The sequence below is a fragment of the Prosthecobacter gellanilyticus genome, assembly GCF_007992435.1.
Taxonomy (GTDB): domain Bacteria; phylum Verrucomicrobiota; class Verrucomicrobiia; order Verrucomicrobiales; family Verrucomicrobiaceae; genus Prosthecobacter; species Prosthecobacter gellanilyticus.
In genome coordinates this window covers 44118-67975 of the sequence record NZ_BKAG01000041.1, presented here as the reverse complement: position 1 = coordinate 67975, position 23858 = coordinate 44118, and the positions used below count along the sequence as shown (strand labels likewise).

At 60.2% G+C, this 23858-nt stretch carries 15 protein-coding genes; 11 read left to right on the top strand and 4 right to left on the bottom strand.

Features of this window, described 5'->3' with window-relative positions:
- The 9 genes from BGE01nite_RS21800 to BGE01nite_RS21760 all read left to right on the top strand — a co-directional run.
- The coding region (locus BGE01nite_RS21800; protein WP_146853661.1) for a HAMP domain-containing protein at positions 1-4648 on the top strand (4648 nt) is incomplete at its 5' end.
- A gap of 33 nt (positions 4649-4681) precedes the next feature.
- Positions 4682-5062 carry a hypothetical protein gene (locus BGE01nite_RS21795; RefSeq protein ID WP_146853659.1) on the top strand — a complete coding sequence of 127 codons (381 nt, stop codon included), beginning with the start codon at positions 4682-4684 and terminating at the stop codon, positions 5060-5062.
- Between the two features lie 10 nt (positions 5063-5072).
- A complete protein-coding gene (locus tag BGE01nite_RS21790; RefSeq protein WP_146853657.1) occupies positions 5073-5333 on the top strand; it encodes a DUF5985 family protein in 261 nt (86 codons plus the stop codon).
- Between the two features lie 14 nt (positions 5334-5347).
- The gene (locus tag BGE01nite_RS21785) at positions 5348-5635 is read left to right on the top strand and encodes a DUF5985 family protein (RefSeq protein WP_146853655.1); all 288 of its coding nucleotides are present in this window, start codon (positions 5348-5350) and stop codon (positions 5633-5635) included.
- 74 nt (positions 5636-5709) lie between these two features.
- Positions 5710-7359: a response regulator gene (locus BGE01nite_RS21780; protein ID WP_146853653.1), complete on the top strand. Its 1650-nt coding sequence runs from the start codon at positions 5710-5712 to the stop codon at positions 7357-7359.
- Positions 7360-7393: 34 nt separating this feature from the next.
- The gene (gene kaiC / locus BGE01nite_RS21775; RefSeq protein ID WP_146853651.1) at positions 7394-9154 is read left to right on the top strand and encodes a circadian clock protein KaiC; all 1761 of its coding nucleotides are present in this window, start codon (positions 7394-7396) and stop codon (positions 9152-9154) included.
- Complete coding sequence (locus BGE01nite_RS21770) at positions 9151-9459, top strand: circadian clock KaiB family protein (RefSeq protein WP_146853649.1); 309 nt, start codon at positions 9151-9153, stop codon at positions 9457-9459. Before kaiC ends, BGE01nite_RS21770 begins: the two co-directional genes overlap by 4 nt.
- Positions 9460-9473: 14 nt before the next feature.
- On the top strand, positions 9474-9770 hold the full coding sequence (locus BGE01nite_RS21765) for a circadian clock KaiB family protein (protein ID WP_146853647.1): 297 nt from the start codon (positions 9474-9476) through the stop codon (positions 9768-9770).
- A gap of 14 nt (positions 9771-9784) precedes the next feature.
- Complete coding sequence (locus BGE01nite_RS21760) at positions 9785-11986, top strand: PAS domain-containing hybrid sensor histidine kinase/response regulator (protein WP_146853645.1); 2202 nt, start codon at positions 9785-9787, stop codon at positions 11984-11986.
- Positions 11987-12003: 17 nt separating this feature from the next.
- On the opposite strand, the gene treY is transcribed toward BGE01nite_RS21760, so the two are convergent.
- Together treY and BGE01nite_RS29100 are read right to left on the bottom strand one after the other, a co-directional pair.
- Entirely contained in the window at positions 12004-14769 is a 2766-nt protein-coding gene (gene treY / locus BGE01nite_RS21755) for a malto-oligosyltrehalose synthase (protein WP_146853643.1), read from the bottom strand.
- A gap of 4 nt (positions 14770-14773) precedes the next feature.
- A complete protein-coding gene (locus BGE01nite_RS29100) occupies positions 14774-14935 on the bottom strand; it encodes a hypothetical protein (protein ID WP_170266967.1) in 162 nt (53 codons plus the stop codon).
- Positions 14936-15348: 413 nt separating this feature from the next.
- Here BGE01nite_RS29100 and BGE01nite_RS21750 point away from each other — a divergent pair, with 413 nt between their 5' ends.
- Positions 15349-16605 carry a hybrid sensor histidine kinase/response regulator gene (locus BGE01nite_RS21750; RefSeq protein WP_146853641.1) on the top strand — a complete coding sequence of 419 codons (1257 nt, stop codon included), beginning with the start codon at positions 15349-15351 and terminating at the stop codon, positions 16603-16605.
- Positions 16606-16845: 240 nt separating this feature from the next.
- On the opposite strand, the gene BGE01nite_RS21745 is transcribed toward BGE01nite_RS21750, so the two are convergent.
- Positions 16846-17490, bottom strand: coding sequence for an OmpA family protein (locus BGE01nite_RS21745; protein ID WP_146853640.1), 645 nt, complete (start codon positions 17488-17490; stop codon positions 16846-16848).
- 220 nt (positions 17491-17710) lie between these two features.
- On the opposite strand from BGE01nite_RS21745, the gene BGE01nite_RS21740 reads away from it, so the two are divergent.
- Positions 17711-23392 (top strand): PAS domain S-box protein, encoded by a 5682-nt coding sequence (locus tag BGE01nite_RS21740; RefSeq protein WP_146853638.1) that lies wholly within the window; start codon positions 17711-17713, stop codon positions 23390-23392.
- Here the strand turns inward: BGE01nite_RS21740 and BGE01nite_RS21735 are convergent, their stop codons facing one another.
- Positions 23393-23848, bottom strand: coding sequence for a GreA/GreB family elongation factor (locus BGE01nite_RS21735; protein WP_146853636.1), 456 nt, complete (start codon positions 23846-23848; stop codon positions 23393-23395). It abuts the gene before it with no gap.
- Positions 23849-23858 lie beyond the last annotated feature (10 nt).

Sequence of the window (23858 nt, the reverse complement as noted above, 5' to 3'; positions counted from 1 at the left end):
TGTGGCTCGTGAAGTGGGCACGGAAGGCAAGCTCGGGGGTCAGGCGCAGGTGCCCGGTGTGGCCGGAACCTGGAAGGACCTCACGGACAACGTGAACTTCATGGCCTCCAACCTCACCGGTCAGGTGCGTAACATCGCTGAAGTGGCGACCGCCATCGCGAAAGGTGACCTTTCCCGCAAGATCACCGTGGAGGTGAAAGGTGAGATTCTCCAGCTCAAGGAAACCATGAACACCATGGTGGACCAGTTGAACGGCTTCTCTTCCGAAGTGACCCGCGTGGCCCGTGAAGTGGGTACGGAGGGCAAGCTCGGGGGTCAAGCCCAGGTCGGTGGCGTGGCCGGCACCTGGAAAGACCTAACCGATAGTGTGAACTTCATGGCGAACAACCTCACCGGCCAGGTGCGTAACATCGCCGAGGTGACCATCGCCGTGGCGAACGGTGACTTGTCCAAAAAGATCACTGCGGACGTGCGTGGGGAGATTCTGGAAGTGAAGGAAACCATCAACACCATGGTGGACCAGCTCCGCTCCTTCGCGGCGGAAGTGAGTCGCGTGGCTCGTGAGGTGGGCACGGACGGCAAGCTCGGCGGTCAGGCCCAGGTGCCCGGAGTCGCTGGCACTTGGAAGGATCTCACGGACAACGTGAACTCCATGGCCTCCAATCTCACTGGCCAGGTGCGAAACATCGCAGACGTGGCCACCGCCATCGCGCGAGGCGATCTCAGCCGCAAGATCACCGTGGACGTGAAGGGCGAGATCCTTCAGCTCAAGGAAACCATGAACACCATGGTGGACCAGCTCTCCGCGTTCGCCTCGGAAGTGACCCGCGTGGCCCGTGAAGTGGGCACCGAAGGCAAGCTCGGCGGCCAGGCCATCGTGCCCGGTGTCGCAGGAACCTGGAAGGATCTCACGGACAACGTGAACTCCATGGCCTCCAACCTCACCGGTCAGGTGCGTAACATCGCCGAGGTGACCATCGCCGTGGCGAATGGTGACCTTTCCAAGAAGATCACCGTGGACGTGCGTGGTGAGATTCTCCAGCTCAAGGAAACCATCAACACCATGGTGGAGCAGCTCCGCTCCTTCGCCTCTGAAGTGACGCGCGTGGCCCGTGAGGTGGGCACCGAGGGTCGTCTCGGCGGTCAGGCCGCTGTGCCCGGTGTGGCGGGAACCTGGAAGGACCTCACGGACACCGTGAACGGCCTAGCCAACAATCTGACCACGCAGGTGCGTAACATCGCCGAGGTGACCACGGCCGTGGCTCGTGGTGACTTGAACCGCAAGATCACCGTGGAAGTGAAAGGTGAGATCCTGGAACTGAAAAACACCATCAACACCATGGTGGACCAGCTCAACGGCTTCGCCGGTGAGGTAACACGCGTGGCTCGTGAAGTGGGTACGGAAGGCAAGCTCGGCGGCCAGGCCCAGGTGCCCGGCGTGGCCGGAACCTGGAAAGACCTGACCGATAGTGTGAACTTCATGGCCTCCAATCTCACGGACCAGGTCCGCGGCATTGTGAAGGTCGTGACCGCCGTGGCGAATGGCAACCTCACGCAACGACTCACCGTGCAAGCGAAGGGTGAGGTGGCCGCTCTCGGTGACACCATCAACAACATGACAGACACGCTCGCCACCTTTGCGGATCAGGTGACGAACGTGGCTCGCGAGGTGGGTGTGGAAGGCCGTCTCGGCGGTCAGGCGAACGTGCCCGGTGCTGCGGGAACTTGGAAAGACCTCACCGGTAACGTCAACCTCCTCGCGGCGAACCTAACCACCCAGGTGCGCGCCATCGCTGAGGTGGCCACGGCTGTGACGAAAGGTGACCTGACTCGATCCATCCAAGTGGAGACACGTGGTGAGGTGGCCGAGCTGAAGGAAAACCTGAACACGATGATCTCCAACCTCCGTGAGACCACGGAGCGTAACCGTGAGCAGGACTGGCTGAAGACGAACCTCGCCAAATTCACCGGCATGTTCCAGGGCCAGCGCGAGCTCAATACCGTGGGCCAGATGTTGCTGTCCGAGCTCGCCCCTCTGGTCAATGCACATCAAGGCACCATCTACCATCTGACCGGCAGCCCCGGCGACACACGCCTGAAGCTGCTCTCCAGCTATGCGCATGGCGGCAAGAAGCTCTCCAAGTCACTCCGTCTCGGCGAAGGCCTGGCAGGCCAGTGCGCCGTTGAGAAGCAGCGCATTCTGCTCACCGATGTGCCTTCGGATTTCCTCATCTCCTCGAGCCTTGGGGAGACCAAGCCGATGAACATCATTGTGCTGCCCGTGCTCTTTGAAGGTCAGACGAAAGCCGTCATCGAACTCGCCTCGCTGCATCCATTGACCGTGGTGAACCTCACCTTCCTGGAGCAGCTCACTCTCAGCATCGGCGCCGTGTTTAACACCATCGAGGCCACGATGAGAACGGAGGGTCTGCTCACCCAGTCCCAGCAGCTCACCGTGGAGCTTCAGAATCGTCAAACCGAGCTCCAGCAAACGAACGAAGAGCTCGGCACGAAGGCTCGTCTCCTCGCCGAGCAGAATGCCGAGGTGGAACGCAAGAACGCGGAAGTGGAGCAGGCACGTCGAGCCCTGGAAGAGCAGGCTGCCGAGCTTGCCCTCACCTCCAAGTACAAGTCCGAGTTCCTGGCAAACATGTCCCACGAGCTGCGCACTCCGCTGAACTCCATCCTCATTCTCAGCCAGCAACTCGCGGAAAATGCTCCAGGGAACCTCGTCCCGAAACAGGTCGAGTTCTCCCGCAACATCAACTCTTCCGGCTCCGACCTGCTGCACCTCATCAACGACATTCTCGACCTTTCCAAGATCGAGTCCGGCACAGTCACCGTGGAAATCGAGGAGATCACCTTCTCAGGTCTGCGCGAGAACATCGACCGCAACTTCCGTCACGTCGCCGAGGCCAAGAACCTGCCCTTCAACGTGCGCTTCTCAGACGGCCTGCCGCCCACCATGGACAGCGATCCGAAGCGTCTCCAGCAGATCCTCAAAAACCTCCTCTCCAATGCGGTTAAGTTCACCGCCCATGGCCAGGTGGAGGTTAGGGTAGATGTCGTCTCCCAGGGCTGGAGCGCCGATCACCCCGTGCTCAGCAAGGCGCCGCAGGTCGTGGCCTTCGCCGTTCAGGATACAGGCATTGGCATCGCACCGGAGAAGCAGCGCCTCATCTTTGAAGCCTTCCAGCAGGCGGATGCCGGCACCTCGCGCAAATACGGCGGCACCGGTCTCGGCCTCGCCATCAGCCGCGAGCTTGCCCTCTTGCTCGGTGGTGAGATTAAGCTCATCAGCGTGCATGGCCAGGGCAGCACCTTCACACTCTATCTGCCTCTTCACTACTCAGGTCCGGACAATCTGCGCGCCGCGCCGAAGAGCACTTCCATTGATACCGCCAGACCTCCCATGGTCATTCCGGTCTCGCGTGAGGAGCACATTGAGGACGACCGCAATGTCATCGAGGAAAACGATCCGATACTCCTGGTCATTGAGGATGATCCGCACTACGCGCGCGTCTTGCTCGGCCTCGCACGCGACAAGGGATTCCGTGGTATTGTGGCGAACAAAGGGGCGCTCGGACTTTCTCTCGCGCGGCAGTTCCGTCCCTCCGCCATCTCGCTGGACATCTTCCTGCCGGACATGCTCGGCTGGACCGTGCTGAACCAGCTGAAGCTGGATCCGTTCACCCGCCACATCCCCGTGCAGATTGTCACCCTGGAGGAGGAGCGCCATCACGGCCTGTCTCACGGTGCCTTCGCCTATCTGGTCAAGGAACCCACCACCACGGGTCTTGAAGCCGCCTTTGACCGCATTAAGACCTTCACCGCTCCTCGCACGAAGCGCCTTCTTATCGTCGAGGACAATGAAATCGAGCGCCAGTCCATCATCGAGCTCCTCGGTTACAAGGACATTGAGGTTTCCGCCAGCGCCACAGGGGCCGAGGCCTTGGGGACCATGGAAAGCATGCACTTCGACTGCGTGGTGCTTGATCTCCGCCTCCCGGACATGACAGGCTTTGAGTTGCTGGAGAAGATGCACGCCAATCCAAAGCTCGCCGAGCTACCGGTCGTCGTCTTCACCGGCAAGGATCTCAGCACGGAGGAGCAAATCAAGCTCAAGACGATGGCCAAAAGCATCGTGCTCAAAGATGTGCGTTCGCCTGAGCGTCTGCTGGATGAGACGGCTCTCTTCCTTCATCGCGTGGTCACCGACCTTCCACCGGAGAAACAGGCCATGCTGGAGCGTCTCCATAACTCCGGCGAGGTCCTCCGCCACCGCAAGGTGCTCATCGTCGATGATGACGCGCGCAATATCTTCGCTCTCACCTCCCTGCTCGAGAACCAGGAGATGGACATCCTCAGCACCACCAATGGCCGCAGCGCCATCGAGATCATCCAGAGCACACCAGACCTCAGCATCGTCCTCATGGACATCATGATGCCTGACATGGACGGCTACGAGACCATGCGGGAGATCCGCAGGAACCCTGCCTTCCGTACCCTGCCCATCCTCGCCCTCACCGCGAAAGCCATGAAGGGCGACCGCGAAAAATGCCTCGATGCCGGCGCGAGCGACTACATCGCCAAACCCGTGAACACCGACCAGCTCCTCTCACTGATGCGCGTCTGGCTCTTCCGTTAAGCATGGTAGCCAACTCCCCCCACCTAACGACAAATGGATGAATCCGACCCCATTGAACAGGCACGTGGCTTCATTCATGCCAACATTCATTCGGTCGATCACTTCCGCGTGGTGTTGCTGCTGCATGATGACCCGGAGCGCCGGTGGCAGGAGTCGGAGGTCGTGGGTCGTTTGCGGTTGCCACCGCCTGTCGTCCATACCGTCTTCACCGACCTCCATGCCAGGGGCTTCATCCAGCCTGATCAGGATGGTTGCTACAGCTATGCGCCTCAGCGGGAGGAGCTCGCCGTCATGATGCGCAAACTCGCCGATCTTGATCGGGAGCGCCCCGTCTCACTCATCCGCATGATCTACTCCCGGCCCACAGAACCCCAGGCATTTGCCGATGCCTTCCGCATCCGCAAACCCAGATAAGCCCGCTTCCATGGCCCCGCTCATCTACTTCTTATGCGCTCTCACGGCCCTGCTCTGCACGGTGCTGCTGTTCCGTGGTTTCAGGCGTTCCGGTTTCCGCCTTTTGTTCTGGAGCGGCCTGTGTTTTTCCGTCCTGACTTTTGAAAATCTTCTCCTGCTTTTAGATCGCACCATCTGGGCCACCTCGGAGGACATTCCCTGGCGCCGGCACATCGCCCTCGTCGGCCTTGCCATGCTTCTCTATGGCATGATTTGGGAGGACAAAAAGTAACATCCGCCACTCTTATGGACTCGTTTCTCCAAGGTGCCATCTCCACAGCCTTCATCATCGCCGGGATCTTTTTCCTGAGATACTGGAAGCAGACCCGTGACCGGCTCTTTCTGCTCTTTGCACTGGCCTTCGGCATCCTCGGATTGAACCGCGGGCTGCTCGTGGCTTTCTCACAAGCCCACGAAGACGACTCTTATCTATATCTCATCCGTCTCTTCGCCTTCCTCATCATCATCGCCGCCATCGTGGACAAAAATCTCCAACGCAATCCCCGGGTGAAATCAGACCTGATCGACCACTAGACAAATCCTCTTCAAACGCCGCAAAATCCTCTTCCCCTTTTGACGATTTCCAAGTACGCCCATCACCGCTGAGCATGGATCCTTCCATCAACATCTTGATCGTGGACGACGAGCCCAAAAATCTCCGGGTGCTTGAGTCATTGCTCGATGATCCAGACTACCGGCTGGTGCGTGCGGAGTCTGCGGAGGCGGCGCTGCTGGCACTCGTCGCGGAGGAGTTTGCACTGCTCATCCTGGACATTCAGATGCCCGGCATGACGGGGTTCGAGCTGGCCCAGATGATCAAGGAGCGCCGGCGCACGCAGCACATTCCCATCATCTTCCTCACGGCTCACTACCGTGAGGATGAGCATGCCGTGCTCGGCTATGATGTGGGTGCTGTTGACTACCTGACAAAGCCCATCAACCCGCAGGTCCTGCGCTCCAAGGTGAACGTCTTCGTGGATCTTTTCAGGAAGACCCGGGCTCTCGCCGCCATGAATCGTACCGCGCAGGCGGCTGAAGATGCCTTGCGGATCGCCAACACAGAGCTGGCCGCCCGCAACGAGGCGCTCCTGCGCGAAGCTGAGGAACGGGAACGCCGCATCCGTGCAGAATCCGCCCAGGCCGAGGCGGAGGAGGCGAATGCGGCGAAGGACCGCTTCCTCGCCATGCTCTCCCATGAGCTGCGCACCCCGCTTTCACCCATCGTGCACGCGGTCACGCTGCTGGAGGAGATCGAATGCCCGCCTGCCATTCGCGAGCACATCGCCACCATCCAGCGCAATGTACGTCTGGAGGCCCGGCTCATTGATGACCTGCTGGACCTTGCACGCATTCGCAATGGCAAGCTTCGTCTTGAGCTTCAACCCGTGGAGATCCATGAAGTGTTGAGACAGGCCATAAAAATATGCCAGTCGGAACTCACCGCACGCCGCATCCAGGTCGTGGAAAAACTCGAGGCTTCCGGAGCCCAGGTGAGAGGTGACTTCGCCCGTCTCCAGCAGGTGTTCTGGAACCTGCTCACTAATGCCGCGAAGTTCAGTCCGGATGGGAGTGTCATCGAAATCCGCACTCGCACCTCGGATCCCGGCTCGCTCGTTGTCGTTGAGATTGCAGATCAAGGCGTCGGCATCGCCCCTGACAAGGTGGACCGCATCTTCGATGCTTTCGAACAGGGCGCGCATCATTCCCAGACCGGCCTGGGCCTCGGTCTGGCCATCTGCAAGGCACTCGTGCAGATGCACAGCGGAGATATCTTTGTGCGCAGCGAGGGGATGAACCAAGGCTCCACCTTCACCATTCAACTGATCCAGACTTCGTCCGACAGCCAGCCGAGCGAGGTGCAGAAAACAGAACCTGCCCCCCCTCCCGGCGTGCGTCTCCTGGTGGTGGAAGATCATCACGACACCCTGACCACCCTCACACGTCTGCTCGAGCGCCGCGGTTACAAGATCCGGACCGCAGGGAGCATCACCGAAGCGCTGGCCGTGGCACGCGAGTATGACTTTGAGGTGCTCATCTCAGACATCGGCCTGCCCGATGGCCGCGGAACCGAACTGCTGGAGCAGCTCACCACCATGCGCGGGCAACCTCCCGCCGCCATCGCCATGAGCGGCTTTGGCATGGATGATGACCTCGAGCGCAGCCGCCAGGCAGGCTTCACTGAGCATCTCACCAAGCCTATCGAGTTCGCGGCCCTGCAACAAGCTATCTCCCGCCTCGTGAAAAAGATGCCAGCCTAGGAAAAAGCTACGTCGTAAAGTTGTCTTAGAATCCATGAAAGCAAAGAAAGTTAGTTCGCCCAAAGCCGTCGCCCCCAAAGTTGTTACCCTGCCAAAAGCCGCCACCGGCATCCAAGGACTGGATGAAATCACTCAAGGCGGTCTGCCCGCCGGACGTCCCACCCTGGTCTGCGGCGGAGCAGGGTGCGGCAAGACCATGCTGGCCCTGGAGTTCCTGGTCCGTGGTGCCACCCAGTTTGATGAGCCAGGTGTGTTCATCATGTTTGAGGAAAACGCCGCCGAGCTCACGGCGAACGTCCGCTCCCTAGGCTTTGATCTCGACAAGCTCAGCAAGCAGAAAAAGATCGTGCTCGACCACGTGCACATCGACCGCTCCGAGTTCGAGGAGACCGGTGAGTATGATCTGCAGGGACTCTTCATCCGCCTCGGGCACGCGATCGACTCCATTGGCGCGAAGCGCGTGGTGCTCGACACATTGGAAGCGCTGTTTTCAGGGCTGCCTAACCATGCCATCCTCCGCGCTGAACTGCGCCGCCTCTTCCGCTGGCTGAAGGATCGCGGTGTGACCGCCCTCATCACCGGTGAGAAGGGGGAGTCCAGCCTCACCCGTCATGGCTTGGAGGAGTATGTGGCTGACTGCGTCATCGTGCTGGACCACCGCGTCCAGGGCCAGATCTCCACGCGCCGTCTGCGTGTGCTGAAGTATCGCGGCACCGCGCATGGGATGAATGAGTATCCCTTTCTCATCGGTGAGCGCGGCTTCTCCGTGCTGCCCATCACCTCACTCCAGCTGGACCACTTCGCGTCCAGGGAGCGTGTCTCCACCGGCATCCCGAAGCTGGACGAGATGCTGGGCGGAAAGGGCTTCTTCCGCGGCAGCAGCATCCTGGTTTCAGGCACCGCCGGCACAGGCAAGAGCAGCATCTCCGCCAGGTTCGTGGAGGCCGCCTGCCAGCGCGGTGAGCGCGCGCTGCTCTTCGCCTATGAAGAGTCAGCAGAACAGATCGTCCGAAACATGCGCTCCATCGGCATCGACCTCGAGCCGTGGGTGAAAAAAGGCCTTCTGGAGATCCATGCCTCACGCCCCACCCTGCATGGCCTGGAGCAGCATCTCGTGCTCATGCATGACATGGTGCAGAGATTCCATCCTGACGTGGTGGCGGTGGACCCGATCACGAACCTCACTCTCGACCGGGATGACTCGGAGGTGCGCGCCACCCTCATGCGCCTGATTGACTTTCTGAAGCAGGAAAACATCACCGCCATCTTCACCAGCCTCACCACCGGTGGCGCATCCACCACGGCACCGGAAGACTCCCAGGTGGGTGTTTCCTCCCTCATGGATGCCTGGCTGCTGCTGCGAAATGTGGAATACAATGGCGAGCGGAACCGCACCATCTACACCCTCAAGGCACGCGGCATCCCCCACTCCAATCAAGTCCGTGAATTTGTCCTCACGGACAAGGGCATTGACCTCGTCGAGGTGTATGTGGACGAAGACCGCGTGCTCACCGGCAGCGCGCGCATCAGCCAGCAGGAAAGGGCACGCGCCGCGCTGGACCTGGCGAAGCAAAGTCAACAGCGCAAGGAGCGACAGATCGCCAGCAAGCGGAAGGCCATCCAGACCCAGATTGCCATCCTGCAGGCCGAGGCGGAGGATGAGGAGACAGAGCTCAAGTTCACCATCGCCCAGGAGCTTTTGCGTCAGCAGACTGCTCAGAAAAGCGCCCAGACACAGGCTGCTTTGCGCGGAGGAGTCATCACCAAGTCATCCAAACCAGCCGCCAAGTCATGAGCACGACTGCCCGATCTTCCAAACGTCCCGCCTTTGACCTGCGGCTTTACGTCGCTGGCCAGACGGCCAAGTCCAACGCGGCACTGGCGAACCTCAAGCAGATCTGCGAAACCCACCTTGCGGGTGAATACCGCATCGAAGTCATCGACCTTCTGAAGACTCCGCAGCTCGCTGCTGGAGACCAGATCCTCGCCGTGCCCACCCTGGTGCGCCGGCTTCCAGAACCCATCAAAAAGATCATCGGAGACCTTTCCAATGAGGAGCGCGTCCTCGTCGGCCTTGATGTGCAACCAACTGCGGCCTGAACGCCTCCACCTCGATGAAAGAGCCTGATCCATCCCGCTATGTCCTCCGGTTGTTTGTCACAGGCCAGTCGGTCCTGTCGAACCGCGCGATCGTCAACATCCGCAAGATCTGCGAGGAGAATCTCGCAGGCAGATATGAACTCGAAGTCGTGGACGTGTCCAAGCACCCCGAGATCGCTGTGGCCGAGCAGATCGTAGCCGCTCCTACTCTGATCAAACAATTGCCTGAACCTTTGCGTCGTTTCATTGGCGACATGTCCCAGACGGAACGTATCCTTGTGGGCCTTGATGTGAAGAAGGCCGGAACTTAAAGCGGCCAACAGTGATGCCCCCCTCTGACCAGATTTTGTCTGAAACAGCCGAGACGGCGCGCCTCTACGCAGACAATGCAGAGCTCCGCACACGGCTCCGGGAAGCGGAGGAGACACTGAACGCCATTCGCAACGGCGAGGTGGATGCCTTGGTGGTGGAAGGGCACTCCGGGGCGCAGATCTTCACCCTGCAAGGGACCGAGGCCGAGTCTAACCAATTTCGCGGAGACATCCTCTCCCAGATCAGTGATGCCGTGGTAGCGGTGGACAATGACCAGCATGTCACCTACCTGAACTATGCCGCCGAGCGGCAGTATGGCATCACCGCTTCCGAGGCTCTGGGCCGTCATTTGAATGAATTGTGGACCGGTGAATGGAGCAGTCCTGCTGATGAGGACGCCGCTACGAAAGCCCTTACAGACGGAGTCTGCTGGCGTGGTGAGACCAGGCATGTGAAGCGCAATGGGGAGACGATCCATGTCGAGTCCTCGGTGACACCTTTGCAGGATCCGGCAGGCTCGTCCATCGGCTCGCTGGCCACCATTCGCGACATCACGGATCGCAAGCGCACCGAGCTTCTGATGCTCGAGCAAAAACACCTGCTCGAGACCATCGCCAAAGGCCGGCCCTTGGATGAATGCCTGGCCAACCTTTGCAATGCTGTCACACGCCTGAGTCCACGCTCCCGCGCCTGTGTTCTGTTGGCAGATGCCGCGCGGAAGAAATTCCATCGCTCCATCGCTCCCACCTTGATGCCGTCTTTTGGCCAGGCGCTTCGAGATGCGCCCATAGAGGAGGAATCCATGGGCACCTGCGGAGATGCTGTTTTCTCCAGCACCCAAGTGACCTGCGCGGACATTGCCAACGAGACCCGCTGGTCACCGCTGTGGCGTGAATTGTGCCTCTCGCATGGCATCAAAGCCTGCCGCTCAGCTCCCGTGCTCAACACGAATGGCGAGGCCTTCGCCTCCGTCATGCTCTGTCTCGATGAGGCACGCTCCCCGACTCAATGGGAACAGCGGCTCGTGGAGTTTGGCACCTCGTTGGTCGCGATCGCCATGGAGAGAGATCTCGCCGCGCAGTCACTCCTGGAGGCCAAAGAGGCAGCGGAACTGGCGAACAAGAGCAAGGATCGGTTTCTCGCCGTCCTCAGTCACGAGTTACGCACGCCTCTCACTCCCGCTTTGCTGGCGGTGGCTGCCCTGGAGCAGGACAGCGGCCTCCCCGCCGAGGCGCGTGAGGAGCTCGCCATGATCAAACGGAACATCGAGCTCGAAACGAAGCTCATTGATGACCTTCTCGATCTTAGCCGCATCACCACCGGCAAACTCACCTTGAACAGCGAGCTTGTGCATCTGAACGAGATCGTGCGTGACGTCTGTGAGATCTGCCGTTCCCAGGTGCAGGAGCAAGGCCTCACCTTGGACATGTCCTTGGATCCGAAGGCGGGCGTGATCAGCGCGGATCCTGCGCGTTTCCGCCAAGTGCTGTGGAATGTGCTGAAAAATGCCATCAAGTTCACCCCGATGAATGGCCGCATTCAGATCAGCACCACGCGGACGAAGGACGATATCTGCGAGGTCCGTATCCAGGATAGTGGCGCTGGTATCCCGCCGGAAGTCCTGCCACACGTCTTCAATGCGTTCGAGCAGGGAGGCAGCGGCATCACCCGCCAGTTTGGTGGCTTGGGGCTGGGCCTGGCCATCTGCAAGGCGCTCATGGATCTCCATGGCGGCTCCATACACGCCGAAAGCGCAGGTGCCGGAGAGGGTGCCACCTTTCTTATCCAGATTCCGGGCAAGTTACTGACTGCCACAGCCCGCATCCGTCTCACCCTCCCGGACGCCGCGCCACCCCTTCCATCTCTCCGACTGCTCCTGGTCGAGGACAACGCCGACACAGCCCGCATGCTCAGCCGGCTTCTGACACGTGCCGGATTCACGGTGCTCTCCGCTCCGAACGTCGCCAGCGCTGTTGCCATCGCGAAATCGGAAGCCTTTGATGTGCTGATCAGTGATCTGGGGCTGCCCGACGGCACTGGACATGAGGTCATGAAGCAAGTTCGCACTCTTCACAAAGTGCCAGGCATCGCCATGAGCGGCTACGGTATGGATGAAGACCTGCGCCGCAGCCACGACGCAGGATTTGTCGAACATTTAGTTAAGCCCATTCAGGCATCGCAGCTCATCGAAGCCATCCGCCGTGTCTTGCGATAGTCCGCAGAAATGATGTCTTACGCCAGCAGGACAGCGAACGGCAGCTCCGCAAAGAGCTCGCTCAGCGACACAGCAGCGCCCGCATGTTCGCGCCCCGTGAAAACATCCCGCCACGGCGCGGCGGTGGCCAGGCTGAGCTGCGTGTCATGCCATGCTTGGCCCAGGGGCGGCCAGCCGAGTTCCGAGACATGACGCGGCACGATAACGACCATTGAAGAACCTTCAATGCGCCGCTCAAACGCCACCACCTTGTCCGTCCAGATGCCCGTGGCTGCCAGGCCCGTGTAACCACCTTTCGCGAAAAGTTCCGGCCGCGCCCTGCGCAGAGTCAGCAGGCTGTGAATGATGAACATCTTGATCCGTCCATCCTGCCAGTGCTCCAGCATCTCCCCGGGTGTCGCATGCGCGATGCCATCCAGAGCCTGTTGACGCTTCTCATAGTCCACAGGCCGGCGGTTGTCCGGATCCACCAGACTGAAGTCCCAAAGCTCGCTGCCCTGATAGATGTCCGGCACGCCGGGACAAGTGAGCTTCAGCACGGTCTGCGTGAGAGAGTTCACCATGCCCAGCTGCGCCAGGCGCTCCGCCAGCGGAGAGATGCTCTGGGGGAAGCGGTTCTTCCTGCCTGGAGCAAGCAAGGCTGCGACAAAGCTCTTCACCGCATCATCCCACGCGGCATTCGGTTCTAACCAACTGCTGTTCACCTTGGCCTCATGCAGGGCCTTCACCATATAGTCCTGGATGCGCTGGATGAACTCCTCCCGGTTGCCATCGTGAAGACCTTCGAGCGGCCAGGCACCAAGGAGCGTTTGATAGAGCAGATACTCCTCGTTGGCATCCGGCGCAGTTTCGCCTTCGAAGTCCTGCCTATGCTTGCGGTTCATCACCTGCCAGCGCTTCACGGCACGCCCCCATTCTTCCGGAAGCTCGGCGATCGCGGCCAGACGTGCGCGCACATCTTCACTTCGCTTCGTGTCATGCGTGGAGGTGGCCAGCATCGTGTGAGGAAGCTCCGCTTGTCTTGCTGCATTCTGCCGATGAAAGGCTTCCAGCGTCAGGCCCGTCGCCGCAGGCTCGCCACCGACTTCATTCAGCGCCACCAGCCGGTTGAAGACATAAAAAGCCGTGTCTTCCACACCCTTCGCGGTGATGGGCCCCGTGCATTGCTGAAACTTCTGCACGAAGAAGCGACGCAGTTCTTCATCCACAGGATGCGCATTGTCCTTCGGCGGCAGCAGCACATCTCGCAGGAACTCAAACACCGTCCGCTCCATCGCGCGATTTCGCCGCCGCGCCAGATTCACCGCGCGCCTGATGATGAGCACGTCTGACTCCGTCACCGGCTGGTCGGGCTCAAGGTAGGTTCGGTAAACCGGAAAGCAGGCGATCACCTCGCGCACCACCGCCGTGAGTGCATTCACGGTGAAGTCACGATACCATCGATGGCTCTCCGAAATGCGGTTAAGCAGCTGGCCCAGGACATTCGTCTCACTGGCCAGCAATGACTGCATGACCACCTTCTTGCTGCGATAAATCACTTCACGATAATCCAGCCTGAAACTCAGGAAACGATCATAGATGACACTGATATCAGTGACTCCCGCCGGGGGCACCAGAAGCTGCACCAGTTGGTTCGCAAACTCGTAACCCGTGGTGCCGTGCACTGGCCAGGTGGCACGCAGCTTTTCATCTGGTCCCAGGATCTTCTCCACCAGCAGATAAAGGTCCGCGCCACCGCGCTCACGCAGCCGCATGAGATAATCCTGAGGTGCCGCCAGACCATCGATATGATCAATGCGCACACCGGTGACATGGCCCGCATCCATTAACTCAAACAACAGCCGGTGCGTCGCATCAAAAACCTCCGGGAGCTCCATGCGAATGGCCGCCAGCGTGTTCACATCAAAGAAGCGGCGGTAGTTGATCTCCTCACCTGCCACTCTCCAGGAACTGAGGCGGTAGGGCTGCGCGCTCAACAGCTGATCCAGCCGGTCGGCATACATAGGATCTGCACGGTCATTCCAGGCTGCCACCCTTTGCTGCAGGGCATCAAGCACTGGCGGCATCTCGGTGCACAGTCGTTGCAGCCTCTCGCGAATGATTTGCCGCTCACGCACTCTCTCGGCCACACGTTCCGGAGCCGTTTCCGTGCTCAGTGGCAGATGGTCGATGGAGGTGATGATGCTCTCGATTTCCGGCGGAGCTGGTGAAAGCTGCTGTGCCACCTCGCGCAGCAGCGGCTGCAGCGTCAGGGGATTGAGCGGCAGTGTCATCGAGCCATGCCGCACCACGAAGTCACCTCCCTCGAACTCGATCTGAAAGCCACCGCTTTCCAAGGTGGCTCCATACTGCTCACCCAGCACAGGCAGCAGCACCTTGTTCTCCAGTTCGCGTTTCAGCGGCTGCCAGTCGATGTCAAAGTATTTGGCATAAGGAGATGCGGGACCACTTTCCAGCACATCACGCCACCACGGGTTCAGCGCATGCTCGATACCCATGTGGTTAGGCACAAAATCCAAGATGAAGCCAAGACCATGACTCTGCAGTTCCGCAGATAGTGCCTCAAAATCCTCCCGCGTGCCGAGTTCAGGGTTCAGCTCGTTATGATCGGAGACATCATAACCATGCATGCTTCCGGGAGCAGCACGGAAGATGGGTGACGCATAGACATGACTGATCCCTAACCGCGCCAAATAAGGCACCAGCACCTTCGCGTGAGCGAAGGTGAAGTGCTGGTGAAACTGGAACCGATAGGTGGCACTCGGGAGGTGACTCATCATCATGCGGTCAGGAGTGGTGCGGACGTTCCTGGTTGGACCGCTCCTGAGGACGCAGGGACTGGCGGGAGGCAGGAATGGTGCCGCTGCGTGCACGGATGTCATCACGGTCCGGACGGCGCTTGCTCGCGGCGAGTTCCGCGGGCTTTGGAGAAGAATGTTGTGGTTTCATGGGGGGGAATAAGAGTTGTTCCCCTTTCATTCGCCCTCGCCATGGCGAATGGCCGTATGCCGGTGCTTCCCGTCGAGGTCCCGGTGAGACAAGAAAACGCTCACGAAAGCAGATCAATCCGATTCCATTTTTTCGCCACGTCTCCCACCGACCATGCGTTCTTTCGCCGAATGCGAACCCGCCTGATGCCAGAGTCAGGCAGGAGCCTGATACGCCGAAAGGCGGACCAACCGTCCAAGCTCTTATATCCGAAGAAGGAAGCCCCCTTATTGCTCAGGCTCCCGGAGGGCAGCATCTTTCTCCGCGAGACGAAACCGTTATGAATTCCCCCCCCCATTCCATCATCACCTCCCGGAAAGCCAGCCTGGGAACCCGGACACCCATGGCCGTGAAAACGTGAGGAGGTCGGCACCATGAGAAAACACACGAACAGCGCACCCCCTGGCGTGGATCGTGGCAAAGACGAGTTTCTGGCCATGCTAGCCCATGAGTTGCGCAATCCCCTGTCGGCCCTGCGCAATGCGGCGGAATTGCTCGATGGTGAACATACCACCGAGGGAGATCATGCGCAGGCAACGCACATCATTCATCGCCAGATCGAGAACATGAGCCGCATGCTCGACGGCCTGCTGGATGTCTCGCGTGTCACAGAGGGGAAGATCGAGCTGCGAAGAGCCCCCGTTTCCCTCGAAAGCGTCCTCACCGCTGCGCTCGGTCTTGTGCGTCCCGCCTGTGCGGCACAGCATCAGATATTGTCCCTCACGCTGCCGAAAGACCCCGTGTATGTGAATGGTGACGCCACCCGGCTCGAGCAAATCTTTGGCAATATCCTGGCCAATGCCTGCAAATACAGCGGCATCGGCTGCTCCATCTCAGTGCGTGCGGAAAGGGCGCCAGATACAGAACCACCTGAGGTGACGATCACCATCCAGGATGACGGCGTCGGCATTGATCCGAAACTACTGCCTCACATCTTCGATCTCTTTGTCCAGTCAACGCGTCCCTCGCATCGTTCGCAGGGTGGCTTGGGCATCGGTCTCACACTCGCCCAGAGACTGGTGAAACTACACGGGGGCCGCATAGAAGCGCACAGCGGCGGCCTGGGACAAGGCACCACATTTACGGCGCATCTACCAGTTCTTCGGCTTGCTCCACCAGGCCCGGTGACGAAACCTCATGTCCACGAGCTGCCCCGCCGCATCCTCATCGTGGATGACAACACTGACTCTGCGCGCAGCCTGGCCATGCTGCAGGCTCGCCGCGGCCATCAGACCTGCACCGCCTTCACAGGCCCAGAAGCACTCACGGCGGCCATGACCTTCAAGCCAGAGATCATCCTGCTGGATATTGGACTCCCTGGGATGGACGGCTTCGAAGTCGCTGGCAGAATCCGTGCCATGCCGGAGATCGGCAGGCCGCTGATCGTTGGCATGAGCGGCTATGGCAGCCGGGAGGACCTCGCCCGCGCGGCCGCCGCAGGTTTTGACGACTATTTTGTTAAACCCATAGATCTCGGCGCCCTGCGTAAGCTGTTGTCAGACCCCTTCCCCTCCGCTGCCAGGGCCCGCTTCGCTAATTTCCCCATCACAGGCGGCACCGAACCTCTGGACCTGAAGTCCATGGTGAACGGACGGCATGCCGGATCCGTCCGCCATCATTCACGAGACTGAGATTGCCGTCACGGTGGCAGATGGTGAGACTTCGGCAGATCTCCCATCACGATGTCCACATCAGCGATGCTCACGACCACACGTTGCCCTGGCAAATGAGGAGGGCTGCCGACCTTCGCAGACCGGCAGCCCGACATTCCAAAAACAGTGATCAATGACAAGACAATACCATTCATCACAACAGCATTTGGGATGACACTCAGGTCATCCCAACATTTGCATGAGAGAGGCCTTTCGGACTTACTTCACACGCACCACCAGCACACGACGGTCTTGCTGGAGCTCGGCCTCGGTGCCGTTGGGGAACTGCGGATAGTTTTCACCGTGTCCATGAGCGGTGAGCACGCTGGCAGGGATGCCGTAGCGCTGGGTCAGCTCATCAAACACACGCTGTGCACGCGCCGCCGAAAGGTTCATGTTGAACTCATCTGTCCCTTCTGTGCTGGTGTGACCTTCGATGTCAAAGCGCGTGGCCGGCTCCGTCTTGCTGATTTCCTGGATCACTGCGGCCATCTGGTCCAGCGCGGCACGGGATTCAGCATCCAGCAGTTCCGCCGTTTCCTTCACGAAGAGCACCGGTAGCGTCACGTAAGGCAGTTCATAGCTTTTGTCCTGCTCTTCCACGACCACCACATTCCGCTCCACATTGTAGACACGTCGTGGGATCGCCGGTAATTCCGTCACCGTGGTGGTCGTCTTGACTGTCGAGGCTGGCGGAGCAGGGAGCACCACTATTTTCGGGGCCACGGAAAGGCGGGTCCTTACTTCGGCCCGGTCCAGGAGCTGCACGCCCGGATTTACCACCACCACTTTTTCCGTGGTTTGGGCTGAGAGAGGAACAGTCAGCAAAGAGATGACAGCGATCGAAAAGGACAACGTTTTCATAGAAGGTAGAGAAGGTGGGATTTTATTTCGGTTACTGTGATTTTATTCGCCAAACCAACCGCTCGCGGCCGTAGGGTCTTCACCTCCTTTTGCCTTCAGTCTTCATGCATTTGTCCCGATTCACAATTCGCCATCATCCCTGCGATGAACCTCAGCCGAGCGCACTCATAAAAGATTGCCACCGCCTTCTCCAAACGGCATTCTCGCACTGACTTTTTTCATGGCCGAAGACAACGCACCTCACCCGAACGCCGAAGCGGTTCCCGATGACGCGGCGCAGCAGGAGCCGCAGCAGCAGCGCGCTGCCTTCCCCGTTGTCGGCATCGGCGCTTCCGCCGGTGGACTCGCCGCCTTGCAGGTGCTCTTCAAGTCTCTGCCTGTGGACACGGGCATGGCCTATGTCGTCGTCATTCATCTGGCGCCTGACCATGAGAGCAATCTGGCGGACATCCTGGCCCGCGAGACCACGATGCCTGTGTCCGTGGCAATCCATGACGCCCCGGTGGAGCCTAACCATGTTTACGTCATTCCTCCTGCGCGTGACATGGTCATTTCGAGAGGAAGGCTCCAGCTCATCCAGCAGCTGCGCAGCGCAGGCCTGCATGCCATTGATTACTTCTTCCGCTCCCTCGCGGAGGACGTGGGGCATCTCGCGGTCGGTGTTGTCTTGTCAGGCGGACTCAGTGATGGAACCGTCGGCCTGGAAGAGATCAAGGCCGCCAGCGGTGTCACCTTTGCACAAGACGAAAGCGCGGAGCATGAATCCATGCCGAAGAGCGCCATCGATGCCGGCTGCGTGGACTACGTGCTGCCGCCAGAAGGCATCGCCCAGGAGCTGGTGCGCTTTGCGCGCCATCCCTACCTGGTGCCTGATGAGGATGTCACCATCGAGGGCGAGCCCGGACATGCGCGCGTGACGGAGATCATCCGCCGTGCCACCGGTGTGGACTTCACGCACTACAAGGCCAGCACGCTGCAGCGCCGCATCAAGCGCCGCATGATGCTGAACCGGCACGCCACTGCTGCCGACTATGAGGAGTTTCTGCGCCGCACGCCGGAAGAGGTGGAAGAGCTGTATCAGGACATTCTGATCGGAGTGACTACCTTCTTCCGCAATCCCGATGCCTTTGAAGCTCTTGCACGAGATGTCTTCCCCAAGCTCATCTCTGAATGCCCCAAAGGCGAGAAGGTGCGGTTTTGGGTCGTCGGCTGCTCCAGCGGTGAGGAAGCCTACTCCCTGGCCATGAGCTTCACCGAATGCGTGGAAGCGCTGGGCAGTGATGTGCAGTTCCAGCTCTTCGCCACGGACGTGAACCAGCGTTGCGTGGAAAAGGCGCGCGCAGCATGGTATCCGCGCACGATATCGCATGATGTGTCACCGGAGCGGCTGAAGCAGTTCTTCGTCGAGGAAGGCGGTGGTTACCGCATTCACAAGGCGCTGCGTGAGCACTGCGTCTTTTCCCGCCACAATGCCCTGGCGGATCCGCCCTTTCTGCGCATGGACTTTTTGTCCTGCCGGAACATGCTGATCTATCTGGAGCCCATTCTTCAGCAGAAGATCGTTCCGCTCTTTCACTATGCCTTGAAGCAAGGCGGCTGGCTTTGGCTAGGCAGTTCAGAGTCTGCGGGATCTGTGCGCGATCTCTTTGATGCCACGGACGTGCGGCATAAGATCTACACCCGCCGCGCGGGAGGTCGCACCCCCTCCACACGCCTTCAACCGGCCTTTTCCAGCCTCACGCTGCATGAGCCCATGCATGCACGCCAGCCCGTGCAGACGGCCCTGCCACGAGATGCTGAGCGCCTGCTGCTGGCCAAGTATGCCCCGCCTGGCGTGGTCGTGTCAGGTGCGCTGGAGATCGTGCAGTTTCAGGGAGACACTGGCCCCTATCTCGCCCCTGCCGCGGGTGCGGCCAGTCTGCATCTGATCAAAATGCTTCGTGAGGGGCTGCCCACCGCCGTGCGTGATGCCGTGCAAAAGGTCGACCAGACCGGCAGCACCGTTCGTGTGGAGAACCTGCGCGTGCGCAGCAATGGCGGCTTCCGCCGTCTCGCGGTGGAGGTCATTCCGCTCAAGCCAGGTGCCGCTGGCAAAGGCGCGGGTTACATCGTGCTCTTTGACGAAGTCGGCGGCAAGGAGTCAACGCAGACCGGAGCACACCCCTGGTGGAAACGATTCTGGCACGGGATCAACAGTTCCTCCGCCAAGGCCGCGCCCACCGAGTGGCAGTCGGAAGAAATCGCCCATCTCACGGAGGAGCTTGCCACCGCACGCGAGACCATGCAGGCCACCATCGAGCAGCATGAGGCGGCCACGGAGGAGTTGCAGTCCGCCAATGAAGAAGCCCAGTCAGCCAATGAGGAGATGCAGAGCATCTACGAGGAGCTGGAGAACTCCAAGGCAGAGATCGAGGCGCGGAACAAGGAACTCACAGCCCTTACCGATGAGCTCGCCAGCCGCAACGCCGAGCTGAACCGGGTGAATGAGGAGCTGAGCAAGAGCGAAAACCTCTACCGCGCCATCGGTGAAAGCATCAACTACGGCGTCTGGATCTGCGAGCCGAACGGCAAGAACATCTATGCCAGCGAAAGCTTCCTGAAGCTCGTGGGCATGACTCAGGAGCAGTGCTCCAACATGGGCTGGGGAGACGTGCTGCATCCGGATGACACGGAGGCCACCATCGCCGCATGGCTGGAATGCGTGCGCACCGGCCAGCCCTGGGATCGCGAGCATCGCTTCCGCGGAGCGGATGGACGGTGGCACCACGTGCTCGCCCGTGGTGTGCCGGTGAGGGATGACAAAGGCCAGATCGTGAAGTGGGCGGGCATCAATCTGGACATCCGTGGTCTGAAGGAGGCCGAGGCCGCCACCCGGCTGAGCGAGCAGCGTTTCCGCAATGCGGTCAGCATCCTCAGCAGCCACGTCTGGACGAACAATGCCGAGGGCAGGATGGAGGGCGAGCAACCCGCGTGGGGAGCCTTCACCGGGCAAACCTTGGAGGAGTACCAGAACTTTGGCTGGGGCAAGGCCGTGCATCCGGATGATGTGCAGCCCACCATTCATGCCTGGGAAAAAGCTGTCACTGAAAAGAGCCTGTTTGAATTCGAGCATCGCGTGCGCCGCGCGGATGGCCAGTGGCGTCTCTGCAGCATCCTCGCCAAGCCCACTTTGGCGGATGACGGCACCGTCGTCGAGTGGGTGGGCGTGCACACGGACATCACCGAGAAGCGCGAGGCTGAAGTAGCCCTGCGCGAGCGTGAAGCCCTGTTCTCCAAAATCGTCGAACAGGCCCCCGGCGGCATGCATGTGCTGGATGAAAATATGCGCGTGCTGCAGATGAACTCCTTCTCACGTCCTATCTTTGCCAATGCCGAGCCCGTGATCGGCCGCTATTTCGGCGAGGTCATGGACATTTGTTGGGGACCCGAGGAAGGGCCTCGGCTCACCGCCATCTTCCAACACACCTTGGACACCGGCGAGCGTTATCACTCCTCCAACTACTCCGGCATACGCCAGGATCTCGGAGTGGAGCAGTCCTTCGAGTGGGAGACCCAGCGCATCACCCTGCCCAACGGCCGTCACGGCGTGGTTTGCTATTTCAACGATGTCACCGAGCAGCGCACCATGGAGGCCAGGCTGCGTGCCAGCGAGCAGCGCGCCAAACAAATTGTGCAGAGCATCACGGACGGCTTTATGACCCTGGATGCCGACTGGCGCATCACTTACCTCAGCCCCCGTGGCGCAGAGATCCTGGAGCCTTTGGAGAAAACGGCGGACAACGTCTCCGGACAAGGCTTTTGGGAGGAGTTCCCCGACACCGTGGGCACTGAGATGGAGGAAAAACTCCGTCTTGCCATGGCCCAGCAAAAGCCGGCCTTCTTTGAAACCTACTATGCGCCTCTGAAGCAGTGGTTTGACATCCGCGCCTATCCTTCCGCAGTCGGCCTGACCATCTATTTCCTGAACATCACGGAGCGCAAGCAGGCCAGTGATGCCCTGCGCAAAAGCGAGGCATTCAACCGCAGCATCATCGAAAGCAGTCCCGACTGTGTGAAGGTGCTGGATCTGCAGGGCCACCTCCTCTCCCTGGAAGCCGGGCATGAGCTCTTTGGTGTCACCGACATCTCTCCCTTCATCGGCCAGTCATGGATCGACTTCTGGGTGCGTCCCGACGATCACGCCGCCGCAAAAGCTGCGGTCGAGATGGCAGTTGCAGGAGGCGAGGGCAAGTTCACCGGCTTCTTCCGCACCATGCATGGCCATGACAAATGGTGGAACGTAGCCGTCACTCCGATCCTCAACTCCGAAGGCCGTCCCGTCAGCCTCCTGGCCGTCTCCCGTGACGTCACCGAAGGCCGTGAGATGGAGAATGCCCTGCGTGCCAGTGAAGCACGCAAAGACGCCATCCTGAGCTCCGCGCTGGATGCCATCATCACCATGGATCATGAGGGCATGCTGGTGGAGTTTAACCAGGCTGCCGAACGCATCTTTGGTTATGCCCGTGCCGACGTCCTCGGCAGGCAGCTGGCTGACCTCATCATCCCTGAACGTTTGCGTGAGCGCCATCAGCAGGGGCTGGCTCGTTTCCTGGCCACCGGCGAGGGACCGGTGCTCAACAAGCAGATCGAGCTTCCCGCCCTGCGGGCAGATGGCACGGAGTTCCCCGCCGAGCTTGCCATCATCGCCATTCCCGGCACACGACCGCCCATGTTCACCGCCTTCCTGCGTGACATCACTCAACGCCGGCAGATGGAAAACTCCCTCGTCGCCCGTGCGGACCAGCTGGCCCAGGCTGACCGCAGCAAGGATGAGTTCCTGGCCATGCTGGCCCATGAGCTGCGCAATCCGCTGGCCCCCTTGCGCAATGCGACGGAGCTGCTCAAGGACAACCTGCTGGGTGAGGACGATCGCACCCACGCGCAGAGCATCATCGGCCGTCAGATCGAGAACATGAGCCGCATGCTCGACGACCTGCTGGACGTCTCCCGCATCACGGAAGGCAAGATCGAGATGCGCAAAAAGCCTGTGGCACTGGGCAGCATCATCACCGCCGCGCTCAGCCTTGTGCGCGCCAGTTGTGCCACCCAGAAACAGGAGTTGTCTGTCTCGCTTCCCAAGGAGCCTCTTTACCTTGAGGCAGATGCCACCAGGCTGGAGCAGGTCTTCGGGAACCTCCTCACCAATGCCAGCAAATACAGCGGTGAAGGCAGCCACATCACTATCTCCGCTGAGCGCGTGGAGGACAACGAGACACCGGAGGTCCTCATCAGCGTCCGTGATGACGGCATTGGCATCGATCCCGAGCTTCTCCCGCGCATTTTCGACCTCTTCGTACAGGCCAGCCGCACACTGGACAGATCCCACGGCGGCCTTGGCATTGGACTCACCTTGGTGCAGCGGCTGGTTAAGCTCCACGGCGGCCGCATTGAAGCCCACAGCCAGGGTCAGGGACAGGGCGCCGAGTTCATCGTCCGCCTGCCTCTGTTGCGCGAGCCACCGGCCGAACCTCAGCAGTCCCAAGTCAGCCGAATTGAGACACTCCGCCGCATCCTCATCGTGGATGACAACACAGACTCCGCACGCACATTGGCACTGTTGCAAAGCCGCCGCGGGCATGAGACCCGGACCGCCTTCACCGGCCCGGATGCGCTTATTGCAGTCAAAGACTTCAAGCCCGAGGCCGTCCTGCTGGACATCGGACTGCCTGGCATGGACGGCTTCGAAGTCGCCCGCCAGATCCGCTCCCTCCCCGACATGCAGCACACCCTGCTCATCGCCATGAGCGGCTACGGTAGCGCGGAAGACCGCATCAACGCGCAGGCAGCCGGGTTTGACGACTATCTCGTCAAACCCATTGACCTGGCGGCACTCCGCGCACGCCTTGCCACAGGCCGGGAATGATCACCGGCCCTCTTCCACTTTCACTACCGTCCACCACAGGGTGCTTCCGTCATCCAGACGAAGCCGCTGCCCTGGCATGGCGCCTAACAAAATCCTGCCTTTGGCAGAGACCCAGCTGACATACGTGGGATCAAGTGACGTTTCGTCAACTCCCACGATCCGGTAGCTTGCTGAATCACCAGCCGAATTCATGAGAGTCACGCGTGCTCCAAAAACGACTGCCTCCGGGCTCGGTTGAGAAGGCACGATCGTCATTGCCCCAAGCACGCGCTCAAGGTGATCAATGTCGTCATGGAGTGACTGGGCGCTTTTCAGCTCCAGTAGCCTCGCCCGCAGCCGCTCCGCGCCATCAGGAGTCATCAGATTGAGGGCACCTGGCGGCAATCCAGAAGCCGAACGTCGACGTCCGGAGGGCTCCGGCACGTCGACGTCTTCTTTGACAAAAGCCCGGCTCATGGACGGGCCC